Annotated in this window: 26 protein-coding genes; 11 read left to right on the top strand and 15 right to left on the bottom strand. The window is 66.8% G+C overall.

What is annotated here, in order from left to right:
- Window positions 1-4: 4 nt before the first annotated feature.
- Complete coding sequence (locus QA600_RS09865; RefSeq protein WP_278291768.1) at window positions 5-475, top strand: dCTP deaminase; 471 nt, start codon at window positions 5-7, stop codon at window positions 473-475.
- A 301-nt stretch (window positions 476-776) separates the two neighbouring features.
- Window positions 777-1,295: a hypothetical protein gene (locus QA600_RS09860; RefSeq protein WP_278291767.1), complete on the top strand. Its 519-nt coding sequence runs from the start codon at window positions 777-779 to the stop codon at window positions 1,293-1,295.
- A gap of 123 nt (window positions 1,296-1,418) precedes the next feature.
- On the opposite strand, the gene QA600_RS09855 is transcribed toward QA600_RS09860, so the two are convergent.
- Entirely contained in the window at window positions 1,419-2,480 is a 1,062-nt protein-coding gene (locus QA600_RS09855) for a DMT family transporter (RefSeq protein WP_278291766.1), read from the bottom strand.
- Between the two features lie 238 nt (window positions 2,481-2,718).
- Between QA600_RS09855 and QA600_RS09850 the strand changes: the two genes are divergently transcribed.
- Window positions 2,719-3,333: a universal stress protein gene (locus tag QA600_RS09850; RefSeq protein ID WP_005555743.1), complete on the top strand. Its 615-nt coding sequence runs from the start codon at window positions 2,719-2,721 to the stop codon at window positions 3,331-3,333.
- A 28-nt stretch (window positions 3,334-3,361) separates the two neighbouring features.
- Here QA600_RS09850 and QA600_RS09845 read toward each other — a convergent pair whose 3' ends face one another.
- Window positions 3,362-4,000 carry a hypothetical protein gene (locus tag QA600_RS09845; protein ID WP_278291765.1) on the bottom strand — a complete coding sequence of 213 codons (639 nt, stop codon included), beginning with the start codon at window positions 3,998-4,000 and terminating at the stop codon, window positions 3,362-3,364.
- A gap of 236 nt (window positions 4,001-4,236) precedes the next feature.
- Here QA600_RS09845 and QA600_RS09840 point away from each other — a divergent pair, with 236 nt between their 5' ends.
- The 3 genes from QA600_RS09840 to QA600_RS09830 all read left to right on the top strand — a co-directional run bounded on the left by QA600_RS09840 (window position 4,237) and on the right by QA600_RS09830 (window position 7,343).
- Window positions 4,237-4,638, top strand: coding sequence for a MoaD/ThiS family protein (locus QA600_RS09840; RefSeq protein WP_005555739.1), 402 nt, complete (start codon window positions 4,237-4,239; stop codon window positions 4,636-4,638).
- A gap of 344 nt (window positions 4,639-4,982) precedes the next feature.
- On the top strand, window positions 4,983-6,083 hold the full coding sequence (locus QA600_RS09835; protein WP_278291764.1) for a TIGR04053 family radical SAM/SPASM domain-containing protein: 1,101 nt from the start codon (window positions 4,983-4,985) through the stop codon (window positions 6,081-6,083).
- Window positions 6,084-6,122: 39 nt separating this feature from the next.
- Window positions 6,123-7,343, top strand: a complete 1,221-nt coding sequence (locus tag QA600_RS09830) for an FAD-dependent oxidoreductase (RefSeq protein WP_278291763.1) — start codon at window positions 6,123-6,125, stop codon at window positions 7,341-7,343.
- Here QA600_RS09830 and kynU read toward each other — a convergent pair.
- The gene (kynU, locus tag QA600_RS09825; protein ID WP_345782018.1) at window positions 7,340-8,635 is read right to left on the bottom strand and encodes a kynureninase; all 1,296 of its coding nucleotides are present in this window, start codon (window positions 8,633-8,635) and stop codon (window positions 7,340-7,342) included. The genes QA600_RS09830 and kynU overlap by 4 nt on opposite strands.
- A 119-nt stretch (window positions 8,636-8,754) precedes the next feature.
- Here kynU and QA600_RS09820 point away from each other — a divergent pair, with 119 nt between their 5' ends.
- On the top strand, window positions 8,755-9,714 hold the full coding sequence (locus QA600_RS09820; protein ID WP_278291761.1) for an alpha/beta hydrolase: 960 nt from the start codon (window positions 8,755-8,757) through the stop codon (window positions 9,712-9,714).
- A gap of 14 nt (window positions 9,715-9,728) precedes the next feature.
- Here the strand turns inward: QA600_RS09820 and QA600_RS09815 are convergent, their stop codons facing one another.
- Entirely contained in the window at window positions 9,729-10,397 is a 669-nt protein-coding gene (locus QA600_RS09815; protein ID WP_278291760.1) for a type 1 glutamine amidotransferase, read from the bottom strand.
- Window positions 10,398-10,634: 237 nt separating this feature from the next.
- Here QA600_RS09815 and QA600_RS09810 point away from each other — a divergent pair, with 237 nt between their 5' ends.
- Window positions 10,635-10,841: a dodecin family protein gene (locus QA600_RS09810; RefSeq protein ID WP_278291759.1), complete on the top strand. Its 207-nt coding sequence runs from the start codon at window positions 10,635-10,637 to the stop codon at window positions 10,839-10,841.
- A 60-nt stretch (window positions 10,842-10,901) separates the two neighbouring features.
- On the opposite strand, the gene QA600_RS09805 is transcribed toward QA600_RS09810, so the two are convergent.
- From QA600_RS09805 to QA600_RS09790, 4 genes are all read right to left on the bottom strand, one after another.
- The gene (locus QA600_RS09805; protein ID WP_278291883.1) at window positions 10,902-12,731 is read right to left on the bottom strand and encodes an acetyl-CoA carboxylase biotin carboxylase subunit; all 1,830 of its coding nucleotides are present in this window, start codon (window positions 12,729-12,731) and stop codon (window positions 10,902-10,904) included.
- Between the two features lie 109 nt (window positions 12,732-12,840).
- Window positions 12,841-13,599: a hypothetical protein gene (locus QA600_RS09800; protein WP_278291758.1), complete on the bottom strand. Its 759-nt coding sequence runs from the start codon at window positions 13,597-13,599 to the stop codon at window positions 12,841-12,843.
- Between the two features lie 197 nt (window positions 13,600-13,796).
- Window positions 13,797-14,114 (bottom strand): hypothetical protein, encoded by a 318-nt coding sequence (locus tag QA600_RS09795; RefSeq protein ID WP_278291757.1) that lies wholly within the window; start codon window positions 14,112-14,114, stop codon window positions 13,797-13,799.
- Window position 14,115: 1 nt separating this feature from the next.
- On the bottom strand, window positions 14,116-15,660 hold the full coding sequence (locus tag QA600_RS09790; RefSeq protein ID WP_278291882.1) for an acyl-CoA carboxylase subunit beta: 1,545 nt from the start codon (window positions 15,658-15,660) through the stop codon (window positions 14,116-14,118).
- A 157-nt stretch (window positions 15,661-15,817) separates the two neighbouring features.
- Here QA600_RS09790 and QA600_RS09785 point away from each other — a divergent pair, with 157 nt between their 5' ends.
- Window positions 15,818-17,191, top strand: coding sequence for a sodium-dependent transporter (locus QA600_RS09785; protein WP_278291756.1), 1,374 nt, complete (start codon window positions 15,818-15,820; stop codon window positions 17,189-17,191).
- Window positions 17,192-17,389: 198 nt separating this feature from the next.
- Window positions 17,390-18,646, top strand: coding sequence for an ABC transporter substrate-binding protein (locus tag QA600_RS09780; RefSeq protein ID WP_278291755.1), 1,257 nt, complete (start codon window positions 17,390-17,392; stop codon window positions 18,644-18,646).
- A 73-nt stretch (window positions 18,647-18,719) separates the two neighbouring features.
- On the opposite strand, the gene QA600_RS09775 is transcribed toward QA600_RS09780, so the two are convergent.
- From QA600_RS09775 to QA600_RS09750, 6 genes are all read right to left on the bottom strand, one after another.
- Window positions 18,720-19,424, bottom strand: a complete 705-nt coding sequence (locus QA600_RS09775) for an ABC transporter ATP-binding protein (RefSeq protein ID WP_278291754.1) — start codon at window positions 19,422-19,424, stop codon at window positions 18,720-18,722.
- Complete coding sequence (locus tag QA600_RS09770; protein ID WP_278291753.1) at window positions 19,424-20,275, bottom strand: ABC transporter ATP-binding protein; 852 nt, start codon at window positions 20,273-20,275, stop codon at window positions 19,424-19,426. The genes QA600_RS09775 and QA600_RS09770 overlap by 1 nt, the downstream gene beginning before the upstream one ends.
- Window positions 20,268-21,701, bottom strand: a complete 1,434-nt coding sequence (locus QA600_RS09765) for a branched-chain amino acid ABC transporter permease (protein ID WP_278291752.1) — start codon at window positions 21,699-21,701, stop codon at window positions 20,268-20,270. The genes QA600_RS09770 and QA600_RS09765 overlap by 8 nt, the downstream gene beginning before the upstream one ends.
- Window positions 21,698-22,843: a branched-chain amino acid ABC transporter permease gene (locus tag QA600_RS09760; RefSeq protein WP_278291751.1), complete on the bottom strand. Its 1,146-nt coding sequence runs from the start codon at window positions 22,841-22,843 to the stop codon at window positions 21,698-21,700. Before QA600_RS09760 ends, QA600_RS09765 begins: the two co-directional genes overlap by 4 nt.
- 109 nt (window positions 22,844-22,952) lie before the next feature.
- Window positions 22,953-23,675, bottom strand: a complete 723-nt coding sequence (locus tag QA600_RS09755) for an SDR family oxidoreductase (RefSeq protein ID WP_278291750.1) — start codon at window positions 23,673-23,675, stop codon at window positions 22,953-22,955.
- A 71-nt stretch (window positions 23,676-23,746) separates the two neighbouring features.
- Complete coding sequence (locus QA600_RS09750; protein ID WP_278291749.1) at window positions 23,747-24,247, bottom strand: response regulator; 501 nt, start codon at window positions 24,245-24,247, stop codon at window positions 23,747-23,749.
- A 216-nt stretch (window positions 24,248-24,463) separates the two neighbouring features.
- Between QA600_RS09750 and QA600_RS09745 the strand changes: the two genes are divergently transcribed.
- Entirely contained in the window at window positions 24,464-25,132 is a 669-nt protein-coding gene (locus QA600_RS09745) for a glycerophosphodiester phosphodiesterase (protein ID WP_278291748.1), read from the top strand.
- Here the strand turns inward: QA600_RS09745 and QA600_RS09740 are convergent.
- Window positions 25,129-26,139, bottom strand: coding sequence for a HEAT repeat domain-containing protein (locus QA600_RS09740; protein WP_278291747.1), 1,011 nt, complete (start codon window positions 26,137-26,139; stop codon window positions 25,129-25,131). The genes QA600_RS09745 and QA600_RS09740 overlap by 4 nt on opposite strands.
- Window positions 26,140-26,200 lie beyond the last annotated feature (61 nt).

Genomic DNA, 26,200 nt, shown 5'->3' with positions numbered 1-26,200 from the left:
CGATATGAGCGACGACCACCCGCTCGCCGACGCCGTCGACAACCTCGTGTACGAACCGGTGCAGGTCCACGACCGCGGGATCGACCTGACGGTGAGCGCGATCTACGAGGTCGCCGCCCCCGGAAGCCTCGATTTCGGCGGCGACGAACTGGCCGACGCCGACCTCGAGCCGGTCGAAACCAGCCGGCGCGACCCCGACGACGAGTACGGCTGGTGGTCCCTCGAGGGCGGCCGGTACGTCCTCCAGCACAACGAGTTCCTCACCGATCTCGAGGAGCCGCTGCTCCTCCAGCCGAACAACGAGTTGCTGGCTCGCGGGGGGGCTCACCCGACCGTCCAGGTCAGCTCTCACCTCCCGCTGCTCCCGCTCTCGGTTCCCGACGGCGGGCTCGAGATCAAGGAGAACGCTCGCGTCTCGACGCTCTCGCCCGTCGGGGGCGGGCCGACCGAGGGGAATCGGGCCGAAAGCCAGTAGCGCCGTCGGGTTCCTTCTCGAGGGCGAGTCGGCGACTGTGCCTGCCGTTCGAGCTCAGTGGCCGGCTCCGTGTCCTCTCATCTTTCTCACTGAGCGGCGAAAATGGGCCTCGCTCGAGCGGCCTCGAACCGGGTTCGGTTCCGTTACGCACCGTCACTTCTCGAGCGCAGCGAGGCCGAGCGAATACACAGCCGCGAAACGTGGCTGACCGGGGCTGTCCAATCGTCGCCACGGACCGCCGACGAACACGACGGTGATCGTGGGCCCGAAGATACTTACTCCGATGGGAGACTCGTCAGCTATGCATCGACGGGGCGTCCTCACTTCGCTCGGTTCGGCGTCGATCGGTGGCGCCGCGGTCTGTGTCGCCGCCCTCGGTAACCGGGGCGAGAACGTCCATCTCGGCCGAGTCATCCTCACGAACCAGACCCAGCGCGAGCGAACCGCTCACGTCGACGTTTACCGGGGCGAAGAGCGCGTCTTCTCGACGACCGAGACGGTCGCGGCCTACGAGGACGAAGCGGGAATCATCCCTGGAACGGAGGTCGGCTGTGGCTGGCCGTCGGCGCCCGGACGGTACCGCGTCGACGTTCGATTCGACGACCTCGAGACGGCGTCGATCCGGGTGTTCGAGACGGAGTCGGCCAGGGACGCCGACGACGGTGAACGGCCGGACGACCGCGAAGACGATCGAGCGGTCGACTGTTACGCCGCTGTCGCCGACCTGTTGGCGTACGACGAGACGAGGACGTGGTTCGCGCGGTGTCGGTCGACGACCTCGCATCCGTCGGCGGACGTGTGTCATCTCGAGGCAGAGTGACCGTAACTCGCCTCGACGATGGGGGAGTCGAGTGTCAGGTCCGATCCGTCGGAACCTCTCCGCGATCGGACGGACCCGGAGAAGGCGACAGGACGATTCGCGTTCGTTCTCGATACGAGCAGCTCAGTCGTCAGCTACCGGTTGGGCGGTTCCGTTCCGGCCCTCGGACGGACCGTACCCCTGACCCGTGCTGACACGGGAGCGCTCGAGGGTCGGCTCCTCGAGGACGTACTCGTTGCCGCGCACCCGAACCGTTCCGCCTTCGACGGGGACGCGCCGCGAGCCCCGAATGCCGCGAACGAGCCGCCAGAGGGGGCGGATCTGGCAGAGGGCGAACCCGACGGCGATGAGCGCAAACCCGAGCACCATCACGACCGTGATCGGTTCGCCCAGCAGCGCCGCGCCGAACACCGCCGCGACGATCGGGATCGCGTAGCTGACGAGGCTCGCGTTGGTCGGCCCGACGCGCTCGAGCAGCGCGAAGTACAGCAGGAAGCCGCCAACAGTGGAGACGACGCCGAGGTAGGCGATCGCCACGATCGCCCCGCCGCTCCAGTCGACTCCCGAGAGCGTCTCCGAAGGGTGGGCGAGGCTGCCGGCGTGAAGGATCGCCGCGCCGACGAGCATCGACCAGGCCTGCAACGAGACCAGCGGGAGGGTCCGGGAGAACCGCTGGGTGAGCACGGAGCCGAACGCGAACGTGACGGCCGCGCCGAATAGGAGCGCGATGCCGGCGAATCGACCGCCGAGGGACCCACCCGCGACGGCGATGGCGGCGACGCCGACGAATCCGACGAGCAAGCCGAGAACGTCCGTCGCTCGAATCCGGTGGAACGGAAGGACCGCGAGCGCGATTGCGGGGGTGACGATCGGCGCGAAGCTCAGCACGATCGCCGCGACGCTGCTCGAGACGTGGCGCTGTCCGAGAAACAGCAGGGCGAAGTGGGCCCCGATCAGGAAAACTCCGGTCGTCAGAACCAGCCAGATGTCGTCGCGGCTCCCCGGGCGTAACCGGGCACCGCTGGCGACGACAAGCGCGAAGAAAACCAGCGCAGCGGTATCGAAACGAAACGCCGCAAACAGCAGCGGCGGCAACGAGTCCAGTCCGATCTCGATCGCGGTAAATCCAGATCCCCACACGACAGCTAACAGTCCGAATAGGAGTACATCTCTTGTGTTCGTCATTTGCACCTTGCGCCCACCCGCAGGAAAGGCGACATATTAGATACGCAGTACTAAAATAAAGGAATGTCGAGAACTGTGATATCGTATCGCACCGATCCGAGAGTCCTCGAGGTGACTCCGGTTCGGGGGGATCGTCGTACTCCGCGAGGCTCGTCGGGCGACTCGCGCCGACGAGCGGACCGAGACCACCGACTGCCGGCCCGGGCTATTTATCCCCGCCACGCTAACCTTCGGCCCGATGTACCAGAACGTCCTCGTGCCGACGGACGGGAGCGACGGGACCCGACGAGCGATCACGCACGCGCTGACGATCGCGGACCGCTTTGACGCGACAGTCCACGCGCTGTCGGTCGTTCCAGAGGGGCCGCTCGGCACCCTCGAGGATCGGGCGGACGTAACCGCGGGCGCACGACGAGCGGTCGAACGGGTCGAGACCGAAGCCGTCCGCGACGGGGTCTCAGTCACGACCGCGGTCGAGAGCGGCGTTCCCCACGAGGAAATCCTCGACTACATCGAGGAGGCGGGGATCGATATGGTCGTTATGGGAACGCAGGGCCGGACGGGACTCGACCGTGTGTTGGTCGGGAGCGTCGCCGAGCGGGTCGTCCGGCTGTCGGACGTTCCGGTCGTCAGCGTTCGACTCACCGACGAGATCGAGATCGAAGCGCCCGAGGCGGCCGAGCGCATCGCCCGCACGAAGGCGACTGACGAGGGGTACGCCGAGCTCTCGCTGCTGGAGCAGCCGTATCGGACCAGCGGAACATGGACCGTCACGCTCGAGACCGACCGTGGACCCGTCGCGATCGACGTCGACGCGGTTACGGGAACGGCTCGAATAGCAGAAACGGAGTAACAGACACCACCCTTTCGTTCTCGAGTCCCTACTCCGAGAACGGGCCGAACGACGGCCTGTAGTTCGTTCCGACCAGCAGTGCGAACGCCGCGGTGGCGATCGTTCCGACCGCCAGGCCGGGGATCGCGATCGCGCCGATGACGGCCGCGAGCGCGAAACTCGTCGCGGCGGCGTTGACGGCGGCGTAGACGCCGATCGCCGAGGCGAGCAGCAGGCTCGCGCTCGTTACGGCGAGGACGGTCTCACGGCGCTCGAGCTGGCCGGCGTCGGTGTCGCCCTCGCCGTCGGCGCCGGGCAACTCGAGGTACGGACGGAACAGCTCGAGCGTCTCGGTCGGGCGCACGATCCCGCGGGACTTGTTGTACTCGATGATCCCCTCCGAGTCGAGTTTCGGGAGGTGAGACTGGTACAGCGGGATGTAGACGCGCTGGCGCTCCGTCGAGTTCAGCTCGGCGACGGTCGTGTCGTTTTCTATGGCGGCGACGTACTCGGCGACGTCGCGCATCTTCACCGGTTCGTCGTGCTCGAGGAGGTACCGGATCGCATCTCGACGACGGTTCGTCTGAAGGATGTGGAAAATGTCGTCGTCGTCGAGCGATACTGGCTTCGCGTCGGCGTCTTGCCCGTCCTCGGCGGGACGCGGTGGGTGGTCTGTTTGGAGGGACATCGTCTGCACTCAAACGCAGCAATCAACGATACATAATCTTTTTCTTCCTTTGCCTAGGCTGAAATACTGTTTGTTTCTTACTAAATGTTGCATGAAGTTCCGTCGTTCTTCAAAAGTAGCCAACAGTAACCGATTCGAGAAACCGCCGTACTGAGGGGGAATGTGGTCGATGCGATCTCGGGACGGAGAACATGTTCGGCAGTATCCGTTTGGCCGATCGGCCCGTCCTTTCAGGTATGACGACAGAGACGACCGCTGCGGTCGACCAGCAGGTGCAAACGACGACCGTCGACGTTCGGTGTACGGGCCACGTCCGCGACGCCGTCGGCGACCACGACCTCGAGTTCACCTTCGAGGGGACGACCCTGCGGGAGTTCCTCGAGGCTTTCTTCGAGGAGTACGACGTCGAGGAGCTGCTCATCGCCGAGACCGAGGCCGATGCGACGGCCAGGGGCTGGGCGCCGGTCCCCGACGAGCTACCGGGAACCTGGCGGAAGAACCCGGAGGGCGACCAGACCCGCCCCTACGCTCGAGTCTGTATCAACGGCCGGTTCAACGAGCATTTCGAGGGGTTCGAGACCGAACTCGAGGCGGGCGACCGGGTAGCGCTGATCTATCCGTTCATGTTCTGTTGCTGAGTCGCGCCGTCGTTCATACGGTTTACCCTAAGTCAGTTCCGGCGCAACCGTGACCCGGGCCAACCGAACAGCCGCGAGGCGTGCTCGTGGGCCGTCACACCGTCAGCTGCGACCACGCCCCTGCGTAAGTCAGCGGATCGGATGCCTCGTCTCGAACAAACACCTCCCAGCGGGGCTCGACCTCGAGAACTCGCCGTCGATCCTCGAGCAAACCGTTTTCTCGACCATATGGGAATCGAGTCGGCGCCTCCCCGAAGACGCTTGTGGCGAACATCTTCCGCCCGTTCCCGGGCCTCGAGAACGCGAGGTCCGGTTTTGTCCCCGCCGCGACCAGTTTCGAACCGATGTACCACGTCGATACCTCAGAGCGACCGGTCGTGCTCATCTGGGAGGTCACCCAGGCCTGCGGCCTCTCCTGTGACCGCTGCCGGGCCGACGCCCAGCCCGACCGCCACCCCGACGAGCTCTCGACCGCCGAGGGGAAACGGCTGCTCGAGGAGGCGGCCGCGTTCGGGGAGGGACAGCTCGTGGTTCTCTCGGGCGGGGATCCGCTCGTCCGGGACGATATCGCGGAGCTGGTGGCCTATGGCGACGACCTTGGACTGCGAATGACGATGACCCCCAGCGGGACTTGTTCGCTGTCGACCGACCGGGTCGAGGCCCTCGTCGACGCGGGGCTCAAGCGAATCGCCGTCAGCCTCGACGGTGCCTCCGCGGAGCGCCACGACGCCTTCCGCGGCGAGACGGGCAGTTTCGCGGAGACGATTCGGGCCGTCGAGGACGCGCGAAACGTCGGCATCCCGGTCCAGGTCAATACGACCGTCTGCCGGGAGACCGTCGGCGAGCTCCCCGCAATCCAAACCCTGCTGACCGAGATCGGGGCGGTCATGTGGAGCGTGTTCTTCCTGGTCCCGGTGGGTCGGGGACGGCTCCTCGAGCCGATCGATCCCGCCGAGGCCGACGCCGTGATGCGGTGGCTCGCGGCCGTCGACGACGAGGAGCCGTGCGGACTCAAGACCACCGAGGCGTCCCACTATCGCCGCTTGGTCGCCCAGCGCGGCGCGGACGGCGCGTCGGACGCGAATGGACGCAGGGACGAAGACAAAGGTGGACGAACCGGGGTCATCGCGGGCAACGGCTTCGCCTTCGTCAGCCACACCGGCGAGGTCTACCCCTTTGGCTTTCTCCCACAGTCGGTTGGCTCCGTCTGTGAGCGGCCAGTCCACGAACTGCACCGAGAGACGCCCCTGTTCCGCAAGTTACGCGATCGTGACGCACTCGAGGGGAAGTGTGGCGCCTATCCCTACCGAACGGTCTGTGGCGGCAGTCGCTCGCGGGCGTACGCCCACACCGGAAACCCGCTCGAGAGCGATCCGCTCTGTCCGTACGTTCCGCCGGGGTACGACGGCCCTCTCCCGTGGGAGTCCTCGAGCCCTACTGCGTGAGGTGAAAGGCATGTCCCTCCGCGGTCCCTGGGACGGAATATGAACAACCGAACCGACGTCCTCGTCGTCGGCGGCGGCGCCACCGGCACCGGAATCGCCAGAGACCTCGCGCTTCGGGACGTCGACGTCACCCTCGCCGAGCGCGGCGGGCTCTCGGCGGGTACCTCGGGACGTTCTCACGGCCTGCTCCACAGCGGCGCCCGGTACGCCGAGGCCGACGGCCCCGAAGCCCGGGCCTGTCTGGAGGAGAGCCGCACGCTCGCCGAGATCGCAGGCGCTTGCGTCAGAGAGACGGGTGGCCTCTTCGTCCAGCTGACCGGGGACGATCCCGCCTACTTCGAGGCCAAACGCGAGGCCTGCGAGGAGGTCGGCATCCCGACAGAGGTCGTCGACGGCGACACCGCACGCGACGAGATTCCCGACCTGAGCGACGACGTCGAGCGGGCGATGCGCGTCCCCGACGGCGTCGTCCTCCCCTCGCGGCTGGTCGCGGCGAACGCGGCCGACGCCCGCGAACACGGTGCGGAGATTCTGACCCACGCGCCGGTCACTGACATGCACCGCGAGAACGGTCACGTTACCGAGGTCGACCTCGGCGGCGAGGTCGACGAGACGATCGAGCCGACGTACGTCGTCAACGCCGCCGGCCCCTACGCCAGCGACGTCGCCGCGCTGGCCGGGGCGACCGTCGCCCTCCGCCCGACGCGGGGCGTGATGATCTCGGTCGACTACGACCGCCTCGAGCCGGTTCTCAACCGCTGTCGGGATCCGGACGACGGCGACATAATCGTCCCCCACGACGACGAGGTCGTTCTGGGCACGACCAGCGTCCCCGTCGACGATCCCGAGGAGTACGAGCGCGCCGACTGGGAGGTCGAACGCTCCGTCGAGGAGTGTGCGAAGATGCTCCCCGCGGTCGCCGACGCCGCCCACCTGCGGACGTGGTGGGGCGTCCGTCCGCTCTACGAGCCCGAGGAGGCGGCCCTCGACGCACGGGGGATCTCGCGGGGCTTTCACCTGCTCGACCACGCCGACGAGGACGTCGCCAACCTCGCGACGATCGTCGGTGGGAAGCTGACGACCTACCGGCGAATGGCCGAGGCGACGGCCGACCTGGCCTGTGCGGACCTCGGCGTCGACGCCGACTGCGAGACCGCGACCCGACGGCTCACCGCCGCGGACGATCCCGAGCGTCTCGACGCGCTCGTCGAGGAGTTCGACGGTCAGGGGCCGACCGACGAGGACGTCGTCGGCGTCTAGCTCACGCTCCCGGCGGGATCGACGTCCTCGTAGGTGCCCGTCTCGAGGACGTCCCGGAGCTGGGCGACGAACTCGTGGACGTCGACGAAGCCGGTGTACAGCGGCGCCGGACAGACACGGATCACGTTCGGCGGGCGGAAGTCGACGACGACGTCGCGCTCGCGCAACGCCTCGCTAACTCGTTCGGCCTCGGGGTGTTCGATCGCCACGTGACCGCCTCGATCCTCCGGCGCCCGCGGCGTCCCGACCGTACAGCCGTACTCGGCGAGCGTCTCGTCGACGAGCCGGATGAGCGTCGCCGTCAGCGCGAGAGACTTCTCCCGAATCCGATCGATGCCGGCCTCGCGGACGATCTCGAGCGAGCCGGCAAGCGGCGCGGCGGCGAGTACCGGAACCGTCCCGATCTGCCACGCACCCGCGGACTCCGCGGGCGTAAACCGCTCGCGGAGCTCGAACTGCGTCTCCTTCTCGTGGCCCCACCAGCCCGCGAGCGACGGCGTCTCGCCGAAGTGGCGCTCGTCGACGTAGAGCCCGGCGATCGCCCCCGGGCCGGCGTTGAGGTACTTGTAGCTACACCAGACGGCGAAATCGGCGCCGTGTGCGGAGAGCTCGTGGGGAACGACGCCGACCGAGTGTGCGAGATCGAAGCCCGCGAGCGCGCCGTGTTCGTGGGCCGCCTCGGTGATGCGCTCGATATCGAGCAGCTGCCCGCTCCGGTAGAGCACCGAGGGCATGAACGCGATGCCGACCTCGCGGTCCTCTAGGGCCGCGACGACGTCGTCCTCCGCGATCGTTCGGCCGTCCCGGCTCTCGACGACGTGGAGGTGCTCGTCCGGATCGTGCCCGCGCTGGCGCAGCTGGGACCGGATCGCGTAGTGGTCGGTCGGGAAATCGAGCTCGTTGACCAGGACTCCGGGCGGGCGGTCGTCCCGCGCGTCTAGGAAGGTGCCGACGAGCGTGTGGATGTTGACCGTCGTCGAGTTGGCGACGACGACCTCCTCGCCGTCGGCGCCGACCAGCGCCGCGAGCTCGTCGCCGAGGGACTCGCCGTACCGGAACCAGGGTCGGTCGGCTTCGGTCCACGCCTCGATACCGAGCTCGCGCCACTCCTCGAGGGCGCGCTCGAGCGATCGCTCGGCGGCGTCCGAGACCGGGCCCAGCGAGTTCCCGTCCAGATAGAGCTCGCCGGGGACGTCGAACCGCTGCCGGAACTCGGCCAGGGGGTCGCTCGCGTCCCGTTCGCGGGGGTCGGCTGCGTCGTCGGATCGATCCGGATCGAAGCCGGGGTCCATGCCCGACAGTTGGGGAGTGTCCACTGGAAGGTTTCGGCACCGCGCCGCAGTCGCGGTCGTGACCGCACGAGCCGACGGCTCGACGGTACCGCTACTATCCTCCGGGACTCAGTCGGCGTATGGACGACGAGGCGACTGCGGAACTCGACCCTCAGCTCGCGGAACTCCTCCAAAGCGGCCGGATGGCGGACCTTCCCGCGTGGCACGAACTGTCCGTCTCCGAGGCGCGACGCATCGAGGACGAGGTCTTCGCCGCAGGGGACGGACCGAGGCTCGAGCGGGTTCGAGACCGCCGCCTCGAGGGACCCAACGGTGATGTGCCGATACGGATCTACCGTCCTGGTCCACAAACCGAGCGGAATCCACCCCCGGCGCTGGTCTTCTGTCACGGCGGCGGCTGGGTCCTCGGCACGCTCGGTTCGGCCGACGACCTCTGTCGGGAGTTCGCGGCGCGGATCGGCGCGGTCGTGGTCTCGGTCGACTACCGGTTGGCGCCCGAACACCCGTTTCCGGCCGCCCTCGAGGACGCCTGGGCCGCACTCGAGTGGACCCGGGACGAGGCCGACCGAATCAACGTCGATCCCGACCGCTTGGGTGTCGCCGGAACCAGTGCCGGGGGCGGGCTCGCCGCCGCGCTCGCGCTCCGGGCTCGCAAGCGGAACGTGTCCCTCGCCGCACAGTTGCTCTGTTACCCGATGCTCGATCGCGACCTCGAGCGATCGTCGTACCGCGAGCACGCGGACGCACCATTGCTCTCCCGTGCGGACGTGGCGTGGTTCTGGGAGCAGTACCTCGCGAAGCCGGTCGACGCCGAGGATTCGCTCGCGGCCCCGCTGCGAGCCGACTCGCTCGCGGGCTGTCCGCCCGCGGTGGTCGCGACCGCCGGCCACGACGTGCTCCGATCGGAAGGGGTCGCCTACGCCAACCGATTGCGAGCCGCCGGGGTCGAGACAAGCCACTGTCACTCCCCGTCGCTCGCTCACGGGTACCTGAGTCTCACCGACGAGGTCGACCGCGCCGGCGCCGCCATGGACGACGTGGCCGACGCTGTCGGCTCACTGCTGAATCGTGATTCCTGACCGCAGCCTCCCGATCACTCCCGTCGCTCGTCGACCAGCGCCAGGAAGTTCTCGCAGACCCTGTCGGCCGAGACGTCGTCGAACGAAAACGGCCGCGACTCCCAGTCGAAGTCCTCGACGAGGCGGTCGCGGACGGCGGCGGTGATCTCCGGGTGGAACTGGACGGTCCACAGCGGAACCGACCGATGGCGCGTGCCGAACACGGGGGCGTGGTCGGCCGCGGCGATCACCTCCATCCCCTCGCCCGGCTCGGTGACCGCGTCGCCGTGGACCGCGGGGACCACCGGTCCGACCCCCTCGAACAGTGGGTCGTCGGCGAGGTCGGTCTCGACGAGCGTCGCGGTCGCGCCGACGTTCTCGACGGTCCCGCCGAGCGCCGCGTTGGCTACCTGGTGGCCGAAACAGACCCCGAGCGTCGGAATCTCTCTATCGACGAGCTCGCGAACCAGCGCCTCCTGGTCGGCGATCCACGGCCGACGGTCGGCCTCGTAGACGGCCGCGGTACTTCCCGTCAGCACGACGCCGTCGACATCCTCGAGCGGAGGCCGTTCGCCCGTGACGAAGTCGATCTCGGTGGCGTCGGGAAACTGCGCGGCGAGCGCGTCACAGTGGTACTCGCAGTCGGGATCGACCTCGCTTCGAACGACGTAGAGTGTCGACGAACTTGTAGAGAAGATGTTCATTCGTACACCACTAACCCGGCTGATAGCCCATAGTGGTAGTGATTTTGGTCTCTCTTGTGTCGTCGTGATCTCGGGCGGCGTCGGACTCCCCTCGAAATCAGGGTGCCGTTCGCCTCGTCGGGTTCGCTGGCCGATCCTCGTCGAGCGGTAATCGACACAACCGGGTCGCAGGGGGTTCGGCGAAGCGACCGCACCCCACAGCTATATCTTTCGTAGTGGTATCAGCTACCACGCACCATGACAGAAACTGCCAAGATAATCAAACTCGTCGGCAACTCGAGCGAGTCCTGGGAGGACGCCGCACAGAACGCACTCGACGACGCGGACGAGACGCTTGAGAACATCAGCGGTGTCGAAATCGACTCACAGACGGCGGACGTCGAGGACGGAGAGATACAGCACTACCGAACCACCGTTCACGTGTCGTTCGAGCTGCAGCGATAGCGCGCCGGCCCGCACTCGCGGCCAACGCGACGCCGACTGCGGGGACCGAGGGTCCGTCGGCTACTCGAGGACGACCAGCATGTCACCCATGTCGACGCTCTCGCCCTCCTCGACGGCGATCTGAGAGACAGTGCCCCCGCGGGAGGCGACGATGTCGTTTTCCATCTTCATCGCTTCGAGGACGACCAGCACGTCGCCGGCCTCGACCTCGTCGCCGACCTCGACCTCGACGCCGAGGATCGTCCCCTGCATCTCGGCGTCGACGGTTTCGCCGTCGCCGTCGATCTCGGCTTCGGCCTCGCTGGAGCCGCCGGCGGGTTCGGGCGGGCCGCCCGCCTGAGCCTGGGCGCCGCCGTTCCCCGCCGGAATCGCGGGCGCGCCGTGTTCCTCGAGGTTGACCTCGAACCGTTTCCCGTTGACCTCAACGGTGAACTCCCGTTCGACGACCTCCTCGTCGTCGCCCGCGTCGGCGCTCTCGGAGCCCCACTGGGCCTGAGCCTCCTCGATCCGGCTCTCGTCGAGCTCCTCGTCGAGATACTTCGTCGTGTGGGTGCTCTCGACGAACCGCTCGTCGGAGAGCATCAGCCGGTGGAACGGGATGATCGTCGGGATCCCTTCGATCTCGTACTCCCGAAGGGCCCGCAGCGAGCGCTCGAGACACTCCTCGCGGTCGGCGCCCCAGACGACCAGCTTCGCGATCATCGAGTCGTAGTCGGTCACGAGCTCGTCGCCCTGCTTGAGCGCGTCGTCCATCCGAACGCCGATCCCGCCCGGCGGGTCGTAGGTCGTCAGCTCGCCGCCGGTCGCGGGCGCGAAATCCTTCGCGGCGTTCTCGGCGTTGATCCGGAACTCGATGGCGTGGCCGTCGATATCGACGTCGTCCTGGGCGAAATCGACCGTTTCGCCCGCGGCGATCCTGATCTGGCGTTTGACGATGTCGATGCCCGTGATCTCCTCGGTGACGGTGTGTTCGACCTGGATCCGCGTGTTGACCTCGAGGAAGTAGAAGTTGGTGTCCGGCCCCAGCAGGCCGTCCCGGCCGAGGTCCTCCTCGACAAGGAACTCGACGGTGCCGGCGTTGGTGTAGTCGGCCGCGGCAACTCCGCGACGGGCGGCCTCGCCGATCCGCTCGCGGAGCTCGTCGGTCAACGCCGCGGACGGTCCTTCCTCGATGACCTTCTGGTGACGGCGCTGGAGCGAGCAGTCCCGCTCGCCCAGGTGGCGGACGTTGCCCTCGCCGTCGGCGAGGATCTGGACCTCGATGTGGCGCGGGTTCTCGAGGTAGCGCTCCAGATACACGGAGTCGTTGTCGAAGTACGCCTCGCCCTCCCGCTTTGCGCTCTCGAGTTGCTCCTCGACCTCGCTTTCGTCCCAGACGACCTTCATCCCGCGGCCGCCGCCGCCACCTTCGGCCTTGATGGCGATCGGGTAGCCGTGTTCCTCACCGAACGCCCGAACCTCCTCGGGGTCGGTGACGGGATCCGTGGTGCCGGGAACGATCGGGACGTCGGCCTCGCTCATGATCTTCCGGGCCTTGGTCTTCTCGCCAAGCGACTCCATCGCCGAACTCGAGGGACCGATCCAGGTGATCCCGTCGGCGTCCTCGACCTTCGCCGCGAACTCGGCGTTCTCCGCGAGGAACCCGTAGCCGGGGTGGATCGCGTCGGCGTCGGCCTTGCGCGCGGCCTCGATGACCGCCTCGTGATCGAGATAGGAGTCGGCCGCGCGGGCCGGCCCGACGTTGTACGCCTCGTCGGCGTAGCGGACGTGTCCCGAGTCCTTATCCGCCTCCGAGTAGATCGCGACGGTTCCGACGTTCAACTCCTCGCAAGCCCGCATCACCCGAACGGCGATCTCCCCGCGGTTCGCGACGAGAACCTTCCTGAACATTGCTGTCAGAACCGTCACGGGGCGCCTACCTTACTTTTTCGCAACGAATCAGTCAACCGACGAACCCCTTCCAGTTGACAGCCCTCGGCCGAAGCGGCCACACGCGCCGTCAGTCGTCGTGTTCGGCGGCGGTCTTCTCGCGGGCCTCCTCGAGCCACGCCGGCTCCTCGGGTCCGGTCTCGGTCGGCTCTAGGAAGAACTCCTCCTCGACGGTCGTCCGATCCGTCGCGAGGACGGACTCCTCATCGTCCGGCAGGATTCCCTCGAGTGCGTACGCCTCGAGATAGCCCTCCTCGGCGAGGACGAGCGTGAACGACACCGACTCGTAGCTCCCGAGATCTTCGGTGGTGCCCTCGAGGACGTACCGCTCGCTCGAGTCCTCCTCGACCGCGACCGAGTCGACGGCGTCGTAGGCGTCGTCCAGCGGGATCGGCGGCGACGGATCGACCGACTGGTGACCGCCGACGTCGTAGGCGACGGAGCCGGACTCGTTGTGTCGCACGAGCGGCGTCTCGGGCTGGATCCACTGGTCGTACTCGACCGTCCCGGTGTCGTCCTCCAACACCGTGCGCTCGCGGGCCGGCGCGCCACCGGCTGCGACGGCCTGTGAGACGTGTTCTGCTCCGACGGCCGTCCCGTCGTCGACGACCGTTCGCTCGAGTTCCGTCCGGAAGGACCGGTCCTCGAGCTGGCTGCGGTGTTCGTTGACCAGCAGGTTGGAGTCCGTTACACCCGACTCGGTAAGCCCGGGTGCCAGCTCGTGGTCGGCGCCCTCGTCATCGTCATCTCCGTCGTCGCCGACGAGTCCGCCACAGCCCGCGGTCAGCACGACGAGCACGACCGCGAACAGTGCGAGCCGTCCCCTCATTCGACGTCGACCCGGTTCGGGTCGCCTCGTTGTACCGATCCGATTCGCTCCGTGCCGTGTGTTCGTACTGCTGACATCTTCGCTGTCGGACGGTTCTCGAGTCGGGAGTATAGCTCTACCATCGAGGGGACGGAACTTCACTCTCTACCGCTTCGAAGCGAGCGGCGAAAACGAGAGATCGGTGGCTCGAGCCTCGCTCAGAACCGGTCGGTTCGCCCGGCGGCCGACCAGGGATCGGTCGGCGCGTCGAGCGGAACGCGGACGGTACGTTGCTGCTGGGCGCGCACGCGGCCGGCGAAGGCCCAGCGGCGGTCCTGCCAGCTCTCCTCCTCGTCTGCCGCGGCGGCCGCGGCGGCCAGCGCCTGGTCGTGGAGGTGGGCGCCGATCGCAGCGACGATGGCCGCGGCCTCCTCGCTGTCGGCGTCGTCGGGCAACTCGAGCTCGACGCCTTCCGGGAGCGCGCCCAGCGGATCGGGAACGCCGGAGTCGGCGTTCGGCTGATGCTGTGCGGTCATCTCAGAGCGGGATGTTGCCGTGTTTCTTGTCGGGGTTGTCCTCGCGTTTCGTCTCGAGCATCTCGAGGTCGTCGATCAGTCGCGGGCGCGTCTCGGTCGGGAGGATGACGTCGTCGAGGAAGCCCTTGTCCGTCGCGGTGTAGGGGTTGGCGAACTCCTCGCGGTACTCCTCGATGAGCTCGTCCCGGAGCTCGTCGGGGTTCTCGGCCTCGGCGAGCTCCTTGCGGTAGAGGATGTTGACCGCGCCCTGGGGACCCATGACGGCGATCTCGGCGGTCGGCCAGGCGTAGTTGACGTCGGCGCCGAGGTTCTTCGAGGCCATGACGCAGTAGGCGCCGCCGTAGGCCTTGCGGGTGATGACCGTCAGCAGCGGCACCGACGCCTCGGAGTAGGCATAGAGTAGCTTGGCACCGTGGCGGATGATCCCGCGGTGTTCCTGGTCGGTGCCGGGCATGTAGCCGGGGACGTCGACGAAGGTGACGATCGGGATGTTGAAGGCGTCACAGAAGCGGACGAACCGCGACCCCTTCATCGAGGCGTCGACGGTGAGTGTCCCAGCGTTGACGCGGGGCTGGTTCGCGACCAGGCCCACGGAACGGCCGTCGAGGCGGCCGAAGCCGACGACGATGTTCTTCGCGAAGTTCTCCGCGACCTCGAAGAACGAGCCCTCGTCGACCACCGAGTCGATAACGTTCGTCATGTCGTAGGGCTTCTGCGGGCTGTCGGGGACGATCGAGGTGAGGTCGTCATCACGCCGATCCGGGTCGTCCCAGGGGTCGACCCGTGGCGGGTCCTCGACGTTGTTCTGCGGGAGGTAGGAGAGCAACCGCTTGATGTCGTCTAAGGCCTGCTCCTCGCTCTCGCAGGCGAACTCGGCGACACCGGTCTTGTCGGCGTGGGTCATCGCTCCCCCGAGTTCCTCGTGGGTGACGTCCTCGCCGGTGACGGTCTTGGTGACACCGGGACCGGTGATGTACATGTGACTCGTGTCCTTCACCATGAAGATGAAGTCGGTGATCGAGGGGGAGTAGACCGCACCGCCGGCACAGGGTCCCATGATCCCCGAGATCTGGGGGACGACTCCGCTCGCGCGCTGGTTGCGGCGGAAGATCTCCGTAAAGCCCGCCAGGCTCTTAACGCCCTCCTGGATGCGCGCGCCGGCGGAGTCGTTGAGCCCGACGATGGGGGCGCCGACCTCCATCGCCATATCCATCACCTTGCAGATCTTCTCGGCGAAGACTTCGCCCAGCGAGCCGCCGAAGACGGTGAAGTCGTGTGCGAAGACGAAGACGGTCCGACCGTTGACCTCGCCGTAGCCCGTGACGACGCCGTCGCCCGGGATTTTCTTTTCTTCCATCCCGAACTGGCTCGTCTGGTGGGTCCGAAGCTGGTCGAACTCCGTGAACGTGTCCTCGTCGAGGAAGTAGTCGATCCGCTCGCGGGCGGTCATCTTCCCCTTGTCGTGTTGTTTCTCGATTCGGTCCTCACCGCCGCCCATCCGCGCTTCTTCCCGGAATTCCTCGAGTTCCTCGATACGATCCTCCATCGTCATGCCGAGATCACCGCCGTGGGACGCATACGCCGTTGTGTGATGACCAACAGGAAAAGAATTCCGTAACCTGCCACAATTATCGGGAACGTCAACCCGCCGCGTGAGGACGACCACGAAAAGTTATATATGGTAGTCTTTTAAACACGCAGTCATGGTAGAACGTGAAACATGGGCCACGAGGACAGGGTTCATCCTTGCCGCGGTTGGGAGCGCGGTAGGGTTGGGGAATATTTGGCGTTTTCCGTTCGTCACGGGTGAAGGTGGTGGTGCGGCGTTCCTCTTCGTCTACCTCCTGTTCATTGCCCTGGTTGGGTTTCCCGCAATTCTCGCGGAGTTCGTCGTCGGCCGGAAGACCAAGCGCAACCCCGTCGGCGCGCTGAAGGAGTACGGTGGGGGGATCTGGACATACGTCGGCGGGATCTTCATCGTTACCGGGTTCGTCATCCTCTCGTACTACAGCGTCGTCGCCGGCTGGTTCATTCGCTATACTCTCGAGGGCTTCCGGGGAAGCTACGCTGCTCGCATCGCCGCCTACGAGGGCGACCCCGAGATCATGTTCGGAGCGCTTTCGACGGGACTCGACGCGTTCGTCCTGCACACCGTGTTCATGGCGCTGACCGTCGGCATCGTCGCCCTCGGGATTCGACAGGGGATCGAACTTGCGGTGAAGGTGATGGTTCCAGCGATTATCCTCCTGTTGCTGGGACTCGCGGTGTGGGCGTTCACGCTGCCCGGCTCCGGCGGCGGCTACGCCTACTACCTCTCGCCGGACTTCGGCGCCATCACCGAGAACTGGGCCGAACTCCTGCCGGCCGCGGCCGGACAGGCCTTTTTCACCCTCTCGCTGGGGATGGGTGTGATGATCACCTACGCCTCCTACCTGGGTGAGGACCGGAACCTCGCGTCCGACGGAACCGCGATCATCGGCTTCGACACCGGGATCGCGTTCCTCACCGGACTCGTCGTCTTCCCGATCATGTGGGCCGGCGACATGACCGATCCGGGCGAGGGCGGCGCCGGCGAGATCTTCGTCGCGCTGACCCAGGCGTTCGCCGAGGTTACGGGCGGCCAGTTCCTCGGCCTGCTGTTCTTCGCGACGGTCTCGCTCGCCGCGCTCTCGAGTGCGATCTCGCTGCTCGAGGTCGTCACCTCCTACGTGATCGATGAGAAGGGGATCGAGCGGTGGCAGGCGGCTGTCGGGATGGGTGGGGTCATCTACCTGCTCGGAGTGCCGGTCACGTACGACCTGATCTTCCTCGACCTGCTCGACCTGTTCGCCGACGCAATCTTGCTGGTGTTCGGCGCGTTGATGCTGACGATCCTCGTCGGCTGGATCGCGCCGAAGGCGGCGATCGACGAACTCGAGAAGGGGATCGGTCCCCTCGACGGCCTCGGCCAGGCCTGGATCTGGGCGATCCGCGTTCCGATTCTCATCGTGCTCGTCATCTCGCTGTACCTCGGCGTCGTCGACTACGTCGAGTTCCTCACCGGACCGTTCGCCGAGTGGATCGACGCGAACCTCTAACCGACCGCCGTTCGGCTTTTTCGGCATTCACCCGTTTCTCGAGCGGGTGTGCCGGTCATAGTCCACACGAAACGACCGACTGGGCGTCGACCACCGCGACGGCTCGCTCACCGGTTCTGCCATTGGACTTTCTTTCTCGAGAAAATACGCGTTATCGTTCACAGAAACTCTTTATATCGGAACGTGGCAACGTACCACATGGTTGGGGAGCTCAACCGGCGGCAAGTACTGGGGGGAATCGGTGTAACAGGAACGTTCTCGCTCGCGGGCTGTCTGGACGCGCTCGGCGCGGGCAACGGCGAGGCCGACGCGGACGACAACGGTGACGCCGACGCGATGGTCGGCGTCCTGCAGCCCGAGTCCGGAGACCTCGGCGATCTGGGAACGCCGATCGCCGACGCGGCCGAGCTGCCGGCGATCCAGCTCGCGGACGAGGGCGTCGACTTCGAGATCGACATCCGGCGTGAGGACACCGAGACGACGCCCGACGTCGGGGTCAGCCGCGCCGAGGCGCTGCTCGACGCGGGGTATCCGGCGGTGACGGGCGCGGCCGCCTCGGACGTAACGATCACCTGCGCGGAGGACGTCTGGTACGACAACGAGGTCGTGGCGATCTCGCCGGCGAGCACCTCGCCCGACATCACGGAGATGCCCGGCGACTACCTGCTCCGGACCGCGCCGAGCGACGAGTGGCAGGGTGACGCGATGGCCGAGATCGCCGTCGAGCAGGAGGGCGCCGAGTCGGTCGCCACGATGTACCTGAACAACGACTACGGTCAGGGCCTCAACGACGTGTTCGTCGCGGGCTGTGAGGACCGCGGCGCCGAGGTTCTCGAGGAGGTGCCGTTCGAGCCCGAGCAGGCCTCCTACGACTCCGAACTCGAGAGCACGGTCGGGGAGGAGCCGGACCTGCTGATGGTCGTCGGCTACCCGGAGAGCGGTCAGGTCATCTTCCGGGACTTCTACAGCGACTTCGACGACGGCACGACGATCCTCGTGCCGGACGGTCTCATCGATCCCTCGCTGCCCGGCCAGGTCGACAACCCGATGGAGAACGTGATGGGGACCGCACCCGGCGCCGGCGGCGACGGCGCGGACCACTTCAACGAACTGTACGAAAACGAGTACGACAGCTCGCCGGGCGTGTTCAACGCCCAGGCCTACGACGCGACGGCGGTACTCATCCTCGCCACCCTCGCAGCGGGCGAACTCGACGGCGCAGCTATCGCCGAACAGGTCCGGGAGGTCGCCAACCCCGACGGCGAGGAGGTCACGCCAGAGAACCTGGCCGACGGTCTCGAGATGGCGGCTAACGGCGACGATATCCAGTACCGCGGCGCATCCGGCCCCGTCGAGTTCGACGACAACGGCGACCAGGAGGCGGTCACCTACGACATCGGTCGCTACCACGAGGACGGCTACGACGTCGAGGACACCGTCGAGTACGAGGCCTAGCGGGACGGCGATCTCTTTTCGGTGCCGCGAGTACGACTCGAGCGACGACCAGCCGGCTCGAGCCGATCCGCACCTAGCCGCCCAGGAAGTCCTGGCGAACCTGTTCGTTCGCGAGCAGCGCCTCGCCGGTGTCGACGTACCGGTTCTGTCCCTGGACCAGGACGTATCCCCTGTCACAGCGCCGGAGCGCCTCCTTGGCGTTCTGTTCGACTAACAGGACGCCGGTGCCGTCCGCGTTGATCTGGTCGATCCGGTCGAACATCTCCCCGACGAGGTCGGGCGCGAGCCCGGCGCTCGGCTCGTCGAGCAAGAGAAGGTCGGGATCGAGCATCAGCGCCCGTCCCATCGCCAGCATCTGGCGCTGGCCCCCGCTCAGGTCGCCGGCCGCCTGCGAGCGGCGCTCCTCGAGGATCGGGAACCGATCGAAGATCCGCTCGAGTCGGTCCTGTGGAACGTCGTCTAAGATGTACGCGCCCATCTCGAGGTTCTCGAGCACCGACAGCGACGGGAAGACGTTGTCGTTCTGGGGGACGTAGCCGATCCCCGTCGTGATGATCTGCTCGGGCCGGTAGCCGCTGATCTCCTCGCCGGCGAACTCGATCGAGCCGCCCATGTGGACGGTCAGCCCGAAGACGGACTTCATCACCGTCGACTTGCCGGCGCCGTTGGGGCCGACGATGGTGACGTACTCGCCCTCGTCGACGGTGAGGTCGACGTCATCGATGATCTGGAGGTCGCCGTAGCCGGCGTCCAGCCCGGCGACCTCGAGTACGGCCATTAGACCTCACCCCCGAGGTACGCCTCGATCACCTGCTCGTTCGCCTTGATCTCCGTCGGCGAACCTTCGTCGAGGACGGCTCCCTGGTGCATGACGATCACGCGCTCGCAGTTGTTCATGATGACGTCCATGTCGTGTTCGACGATGAGAAAGCTGTACCCCTGCTCGCGGAGCTTGTGGATGTGCTCGAGGAGTTTCTTTTCGAGGGTCGGGTTGACCCCGGCCATCGGTTCGTCGAGCATGAGCATCTCCGGATCCGTCTGCAGGGCTCGCGCCAGTTCGAGTAGCTTCCGCTGGCCCCCCGAGAGGTTCTTCGCGTACTCCTCGGCCAGATGGTCGATCTCGAAGAACTCGAGGGTCTCCCAGGCCCGCTCGCGAAGCTCGCGTTCCTGCTCGATCACCTCGTCGCGGAAGTACGGCAACACGGACCGCCACAGCGACTCGCCGCGCTGGCCCTTCGGTGCGAGCATCATGTTCTCGAGGACGGTCATCTCCGGGAGTTCGCGGGCGATCTGGAACGTCCGCACCAGCCCGCGGTTCGCGACCTGGTAGGGCTCGTCGCCGGTGATCTCCTCGCCGTCGAACGCGACTCGCCCGCCGTCGGGCCGGTGGACGCCGGCGATGCAGTTGAACGTCGTCGACTTGCCGGCCCCGTTCGGCCCGATCAGCCCGGTGATCGATCCCCGCTCGACTACGAAGCTCGCGCCGTCGACCGCGACGATGCCGCCGAAGCGCTTCTCTAACGCCTCGACCTCCAGCACCGCGTCCTCGACGGCGCGATCCGTCCGGTCGTCCGCGTCGCCCTCGGTGGAGGCAGCTTCCGTATCGGCACCTCGCTCGAGGTCACTCATCGCGGTCACCTCCGTTCGTCGCAGCCGGGTCGTCCGTCTCGCCCTCCGTACCCGCACGGTCGTCGCTTCCGACGGCAGGTCGTCCGCCGTCGGCGACCGGGCCGCGCCGGCTCAGATCGACGCCGGCTGAAATCTCCTTGCGGTGGCCCAGCAGTCCGTCGGGACGCTTGATCATGAGGACGATGAGCACGACGCCGAGGACGATGTATCGGACCTCGTCGGCCTGCTGGTAGAGCACGTAGCCGATCAGGGCCGACGGATCGCCGGCGCCCAGTTCGGCGAACGCGCCGTGGGCGGTTCTCGGGAAGTCGGTTCCGAGGTTCGCCCGGACCATCGTCCGGACGAACCGCGGCCCCTCGAAGATGAACGCGGCGAAGGCGAACCCGCCGATGACGCTGCCAGTGTTCGAGCCCGCGCCGCCGACGATCAGCGCGACGAAGACGTAGAACGTGATCAGCGGCATGAAGTTGTCCGGGCTGATGTGGGTTCGACTCCCCATCCACAGCGTCCCCACGAGGCCCATCAGCGCACAGCCGAGCGCGAACGCCGCGATCTTGGCGCGGTCGGTGCGTTTACCCAGCGACTTCGCTGCGAGTTCGTCCTCGCGGATCGCTTTCAGCACTCGGCCGAACGGGGAGTGGGCGATCCGGGTCAGCAGGACGTAGAAGGCGACCACGAACAGGATCAGGACGAGCGTGTAGATCCCTCGCTCCAGAACCGACGACGCGATGCCGACGGTCTCGCCGAGCACGATGAGAACGCCGCCGACGTCGCCGACGATCGGCTGGTCGAACAGCCAGCCGACGACGCTGTCGACCGGCGTCGCCCGGATCCCCTGCCCGCCACCGGTGCCGTAGGCCGTATCGCCGATCTGGCGGAGGCTCCGGGACTGCACAGAGAGTCGGACGATCTCCGAGAAGCCGAGCGTGACGATCGCGAAGTAGTCCGCCCGTACCCGCAGCGTCGGGATCACCAGCACGAGCCCGGCGAGGCCGGCGGCGATCGTTCCCAGCACGATGCCGACCGGGATCGGGAGCCCGAAGCCGGCCGGAGAGCCGTCCGGCGAGGCGACGGCGATCGACAGCGTGTAGGCACCGATAGCCATGAAGCCGGCGATGCCGATGTTGAACATCCCGGTGTACCCCCAGTGGAGGTTCAGCGCCAGCGCGCCCAGCGCGAAGATCGCCCCGAAGAAGGTGATCGACTGGATCGTGCCGACCGTCGCGTTGACGCCCGCGCCGGAGAGCACGCCGACGACGAAGAAGCCGACGTACGTCGCGAGCACGACCTTCGCGACCAACAGGAGATCGGAACGCCACTCCGGGCGGATCATGGCGGACGACTCTTCTGGGTCGTCCGGCCCCTCGTCGTCGGGTACCGCCGCGGTATCGGTTTCGGGGTCGCCGTCGGGATCGGGGTCGCTCATGCCGTCTCAACACCCCCGAGCAGCCCGTCGGGTTTGACGATCAGTATCAGGATCATCAGCGTAAACGCCGCGATCTCGTTCAGGTCGGCCGGGATCCAGATCAGCGAGACGTTGATCGTGAGTCCAATCACGAGCGAGCCGACCAGCGCGCCGTAGATCGAGCCGATCCCGCCCAGAATCACCGCGGCGAAGATCAGCAACAGCAGGAACCAGCCGATGTTGATCGAGAACTGGCCCCGATCGAGGACGATGAGATAGCCCGCGACACCGGCCAGCCCCGCGCCGATCGTCCAGGTGGCGAAGATCACCCGCTCGGTCGGAATACCGGTGATCAGCGCGAGATCCTTGTTGTCGGCCATCGCTCGCATCGCCTTTCCCAGCTTCGTGTACTGGAGCAGGAGGTGGAGCCCAACGATCAGTCCGACCGCCGTCACGACGAGGGTGAGCTCGTGGAGGTTGAGTCGCTCGAAGGGCAACCACGCCGGGATTTCTTCGAGAATCGGCGCGCTCGCCGTAGCCGAGTGGGACTCGACGGTCCAGAACACCCCGATGATGTACCGGAGCGCGAGCGCGACGCCGACGCTCGCGATGAGCAACGAGATGCCGCTCGCGTTCCGCATTCGCCTGTAGACGAGACGGTCGATAGCGAGGGCGATAGCGACGGTCAACAGCGCGGCCGCCACGAGTCCGACCAGGATCGCGACGGGCGAGGCCAGCACGTTCATTCCCAGTTCGCCGCCCGTCGGTCCCGCTGCGGTCGGACTGAACAGGACGAGTTCGCCGATGCCGTAGACCCCCCAGCCACCGATCAGCCACGCGACCGCCCACCCCGAGAACGCGCCCGTCGTTACCAGGTCGCCGTGCGAGAAGTTAGCAAACCGGAGAATGCTGTAGGTCATCGAAAGACCGATCGCCGCCAGCGCGATGTACAGCGAGTCGACCAATCCGTTCCAGGTGTACCGCCACAGCCGGCCGAACGCCATCTCGCCGGTGGCGAGCCGCCGAACGAGGTCGAGTGCGAGGACGACGATACCGAGGACGATCAGTAGCGCGAACAGTTCCTGGCTGGACGGCGACGAGAGCCGATCCCTTACTTCGTCGACGAGCTCCGAAACCCCCTTGCCTGTGTTACCAACACCCATATCACGTTGAGTGATTACGTCCCGGAGTATATAGTTCACGCCACTCGTCATCAAGGAGCACGAGATCCGAAGCGAAGCGGCTCCGCCGACTCTCGTCGACCGTCGGCGCTTATGCCTCGCCGTACACTGGGACGGCCGCCCCGCTGGTCACCGCCGCCCCGTCGCTACAGAGAAACGCCATTACGTTCGCGATATCGGCGGGATCGACCCACTTCTCGGGGTCGGCGTCTGACATCATCTCGCGGTTCATCGGTGTGTCGATCACGCTCGGCATCACGCAGTTCGCCCGGACGACTCCCTCGTTCTCCTCGGCCAACGTCTCGGTCAGCAGTCGGATACCGGCCTTCGTGATCCGGTAGGGGCCGTCGCCCTCGCCGCCCTCGAGCGACGAGCGGGCGCTGATGCTGACGATCGCCCCTTCCGACTCCTGGAGGTGGGGTAAGGCGTGTTTCGAGGCCAGGAAGGCCGTCTTCAGGTTGACGTCGACGAGCATGTCGAACTCCTCGAGGTCGGTCTCTTCGATAGGCTGGCCGCCGCGCCAGGTGCCGGCGACGTTACAGAGGTGGTCGATCCGGCCGTGGTCGTCGACGATGTCCTCGACGAGGGCCGAGACCTCGCTCTCGTCGGTGAGATCGGCCTCGTAGAAGTCGGTTCGGTCGTCGGGATCGAGCAAGCTGTCCTCGTCGTCGGGTCCGACGACGTCGACGGCACAGACGGTCGCGCCGGCGGCTCGGAAACGGTCGGCGACCGCGCTGCCGAGCGCGCCGCTCGCACCTGTGACGACCGCGACGGTATCCGTGAAGTCCACGTCGAACGTCGTTTGTGGGCTCATACCATCCCCCTCGAGGGCCACGTAGATCAATCTCGGGGCGGAGCACCCGTCGCAGAACGGCAACTCGGCAGTTAGAATCCGTGTGGCGGAAGCGAAACCCGCCGAAACCAGAAGCGCTCGATGGCGCCCGCTACCGTCTCGAACTCGTCGGGATCGGAGGGCTTCGCGAGATAGGCGTTCGCGGCCCGCTCGTAGCTGTCGTTGACGTCGCTGGAGGCGCTCGACTCCGCCAGGACGAGCACCGGCAACTGGACGAGATCCTCGTCATCTCGAACGGTCTCGAGGAACTCGAACCCGTCGACCTCCGGAAGGTCGAGCGCCAGCAGGACGAGATCCGGAATCGGCTCCGACTCCTCGACCCGGTCGCACAGGAGTTCGAGCGCGGCCGAGCCGTCGGTCGCCACCTCGATCTCGGTGTCCGTCGTGACCGTCTCGAACGCCTCCCGGGCCCGTCGCGCGTCCTCCGGGTCGTTCTCGATCAGCAGCAGCCGGACGCGGTCTTCGGACCCGGCCTCGTACTGCGACCGCCCCAGCGCCGAGACGTCCGGAGTCGAGAACTGCTTACTTTCCATGGTTTCAATCTCTGATAATTATATGTATTCCTATCCTATATAAGCTTGTTTGCCAGTAGGATGTGCTGTATTCAATGAAGCATATCTTGTGAATACTATCGCGCGAGCCCCGGTTCGGCTCTGTGGGCAGCTTTCGGTGCCCGATCGGTTCACACCGGGTCCGAAGGTTCGGAGATCCGCGGTCTATTTATTACCCGCGACCTAGCCGTCACTCGAATGCGTCTGATCGCCCACCGTGGTTTCGCCGCGACGGCACCGGAGAACACGATCGCCGCGGCCCAGTCCGCGGCGGCACACGCCGACGCGGTCGAGTTCGACGTCCGGCGCTGCGGGTCGGGCGAACTCGTCGTCGTCCACGACGAGACGACCGACCGCGTCACGGGTGTCGAGGGAGCGGTCGCCGACACCCCGCTCGAGGACCTCCGCTCGTTGTCGGTGCTCGACTCCGGGGAACGGATCCCGACCCTCGAGGAGATGCTCGCGGCCGTCCCCGACCACCTCGAGATCAACCTCGAAATGAAAGCCGAGGGGATCGCCGGCGACGTCCTCGAGGCCCTCGAGGGGATCGAGAACCGGGTCGTCGTCACCTCCTTCCTGCTGCCCGAGCTACGCGCGATACGGGAGTTCGACCGGGAACAGCCGACCGGGCTGCTCGTCAGTCGCCGGCTCGGGACCCCGGTGACGACGGCGGTCGAACTCGACTGCGACGTGATCGGCGCGAACTACTGGCGGTGTCTGACGACGCGGCTCGTCGACCGGGCGAAGCAGGTCGACCTCGAGATCCACGCCTGGGCGATCGAACGGTGGACGACGGCGCGGCTGCTCGGGCTATGCGGGGTCGACTGCATCTCGGCCGATCGACCGATTCAACTCGAGGAGTACTAGGAGAGTTCGCCACAGGCCCACGCCGCCCGATCGCGGACCGTCGGTTCCGGATCGCCGGTCGCGAGCGTCGAGAGCCGGTCGCGCGCTTCGGCGACGTCCCCGTGACCGAGCGCGATGCAGGCGTTCGCCCGAACGTACTGGTGGTCGTCCTCGAGCAACTCCAGTAGCCGCGAGCGAACCGGCTCGACGACCGACGGGTCGGTGGCGGCGACGCGGCCGATCGTCACTGCGGCGTTCGCCCTGGCTTTCGGATCCTCGCTCTCGAGGGCCGCCCGGACCTGCGAACGGGCCGGCTCGACAGCCTCGGGTCGGCGGTGGGCGACGTCGGCCAGACAGCCGATCGCGTTGCGCCGAAGCTCCCCGTCGTCGCACTCAAGGAGGTCGACGGCGTGTTCGACGAACGCGAGCGAGGAAAGCTCCGCCTCCGAGCGGGCGAGCCGACCGAGCACGGACAGCGCCGGAACGGCGCCATCGCCCGGTGCCGACGCCAGCGTCTCGGTCAGCAACTCGAGGGCGGGCTCGAGGGCTTCCGGCCGCGCCCGAGAGATGTGCGCCAGCGTCCGAATTCCCCACTCGTCGTCCCGGACCGCGGTAACGTCGACGATCTCGGGGACGTGATCCGCGAGCGCGGTCGGGCGTTCGGCGGCCACGGCGGCGAGACACCGGAGCAGCTCTCCTGTCGCCGCCGTGTCCGGGTTCTCGGCTGCGACTGCGACGAGCGCGTCGGCCGAGGGGGCGACGTCGGAGGGGGCTTCGACCGCCAGCTCCGCCAGGGAGAAGGCAACCGCCTTCCGGAGTTCGAACTCCGGTTCCCGGAGGAGTTCGCGGAGCTTCGGAACGGTCGGCACGTACGTTCCGGGCTCGCTTTCGACCCCGTCGCGGACGGTCCGGACGGCCTCCCGTCTGGTCGTCGAATCAGTCGCGTCGAGTCCGGCGAGTACGAACGGTAGATCTACCGACTCGGATCGCTTCCGCTCTTCGACGGTTTGGCCCCCATCCCAGTCCATCTCGTCTACCCTATGTCCGAAAATCAATAAAAGCGTTACGACTGTCCGCCGCTCGAGAGTG

The sequence above is a fragment of the Natronococcus sp. A-GB1 genome, assembly GCF_029688845.1.
Lineage (GTDB): Archaea > Halobacteriota > Halobacteria > Halobacteriales > Natrialbaceae > Natronococcus.
This window is presented reverse-complemented; position numbering and strand designations above follow the sequence as displayed.

Bases quoted from the DNA above. Each gene is read 5' to 3' on its own strand.
- QA600_RS09830 (WP_278291763.1), top strand. From the start codon at position 6,123: ATGAACAACCGAACCGACGTCCTCGTCGTCGGCGGCGGCGCCACCGGC.
- QA600_RS09820 (WP_278291761.1), top strand. From the start codon at position 8,755: ATGGACGACGAGGCGACTGCGGAACTCGACCCTCAGCTCGCGGAACTC.
- QA600_RS09740 (WP_278291747.1), bottom strand. From the start codon at position 26,139: ATGGACTGGGATGGGGGCCAAACCGTCGAAGAGCGGAAGCGATCCGAG.
- QA600_RS09800 (WP_278291758.1), bottom strand. From the start codon at position 13,599: ATGAGGGGACGGCTCGCACTGTTCGCGGTCGTGCTCGTCGTGCTGACC.
- QA600_RS09750 (WP_278291749.1), bottom strand. From the start codon at position 24,247: ATGGAAAGTAAGCAGTTCTCGACTCCGGACGTCTCGGCGCTGGGGCGG.
- QA600_RS09835 (WP_278291764.1), top strand. From the start codon at position 4,983: ATGTACCACGTCGATACCTCAGAGCGACCGGTCGTGCTCATCTGGGAG.
- QA600_RS09795 (WP_278291757.1), bottom strand. From the start codon at position 14,114: ATGACCGCACAGCATCAGCCGAACGCCGACTCCGGCGTTCCCGATCCG.
- QA600_RS09805 (WP_278291883.1), bottom strand. From the start codon at position 12,731: ATGTTCAGGAAGGTTCTCGTCGCGAACCGCGGGGAGATCGCCGTTCGG.
- QA600_RS09855 (WP_278291766.1), bottom strand. From the start codon at position 2,480: ATGACGAACACAAGAGATGTACTCCTATTCGGACTGTTAGCTGTCGTG.
- QA600_RS09810 (WP_278291759.1), top strand. From the start codon at position 10,635: ATGACAGAAACTGCCAAGATAATCAAACTCGTCGGCAACTCGAGCGAG.
- QA600_RS09865 (WP_278291768.1), top strand. From the start codon at position 5: ATGAGCGACGACCACCCGCTCGCCGACGCCGTCGACAACCTCGTGTAC.
- QA600_RS09860 (WP_278291767.1), top strand. From the start codon at position 777: ATGCATCGACGGGGCGTCCTCACTTCGCTCGGTTCGGCGTCGATCGGT.
- kynU (WP_345782018.1), bottom strand. From the start codon at position 8,635: ATGGACCCCGGCTTCGATCCGGATCGATCCGACGACGCAGCCGACCCC.
- QA600_RS09770 (WP_278291753.1), bottom strand. From the start codon at position 20,275: ATGAGTGACCTCGAGCGAGGTGCCGATACGGAAGCTGCCTCCACCGAG.
- QA600_RS09790 (WP_278291882.1), bottom strand. From the start codon at position 15,660: ATGGAGGATCGTATCGAGGAACTCGAGGAATTCCGGGAAGAAGCGCGG.
- QA600_RS09755 (WP_278291750.1), bottom strand. From the start codon at position 23,675: ATGAGCCCACAAACGACGTTCGACGTGGACTTCACGGATACCGTCGCG.
- QA600_RS09850 (WP_005555743.1), top strand. From the start codon at position 2,719: ATGTACCAGAACGTCCTCGTGCCGACGGACGGGAGCGACGGGACCCGA.
- QA600_RS09745 (WP_278291748.1), top strand. From the start codon at position 24,464: ATGCGTCTGATCGCCCACCGTGGTTTCGCCGCGACGGCACCGGAGAAC.
- QA600_RS09760 (WP_278291751.1), bottom strand. From the start codon at position 22,843: ATGGGTGTTGGTAACACAGGCAAGGGGGTTTCGGAGCTCGTCGACGAA.
- QA600_RS09780 (WP_278291755.1), top strand. From the start codon at position 17,390: ATGGTTGGGGAGCTCAACCGGCGGCAAGTACTGGGGGGAATCGGTGTA.
- QA600_RS09775 (WP_278291754.1), bottom strand. From the start codon at position 19,424: ATGGCCGTACTCGAGGTCGCCGGGCTGGACGCCGGCTACGGCGACCTC.
- QA600_RS09815 (WP_278291760.1), bottom strand. From the start codon at position 10,397: ATGAACATCTTCTCTACAAGTTCGTCGACACTCTACGTCGTTCGAAGC.
- QA600_RS09845 (WP_278291765.1), bottom strand. From the start codon at position 4,000: ATGTCCCTCCAAACAGACCACCCACCGCGTCCCGCCGAGGACGGGCAA.
- QA600_RS09840 (WP_005555739.1), top strand. From the start codon at position 4,237: ATGACGACAGAGACGACCGCTGCGGTCGACCAGCAGGTGCAAACGACG.
- QA600_RS09765 (WP_278291752.1), bottom strand. From the start codon at position 21,701: ATGAGCGACCCCGATCCCGACGGCGACCCCGAAACCGATACCGCGGCG.
- QA600_RS09785 (WP_278291756.1), top strand. From the start codon at position 15,818: ATGGTAGAACGTGAAACATGGGCCACGAGGACAGGGTTCATCCTTGCC.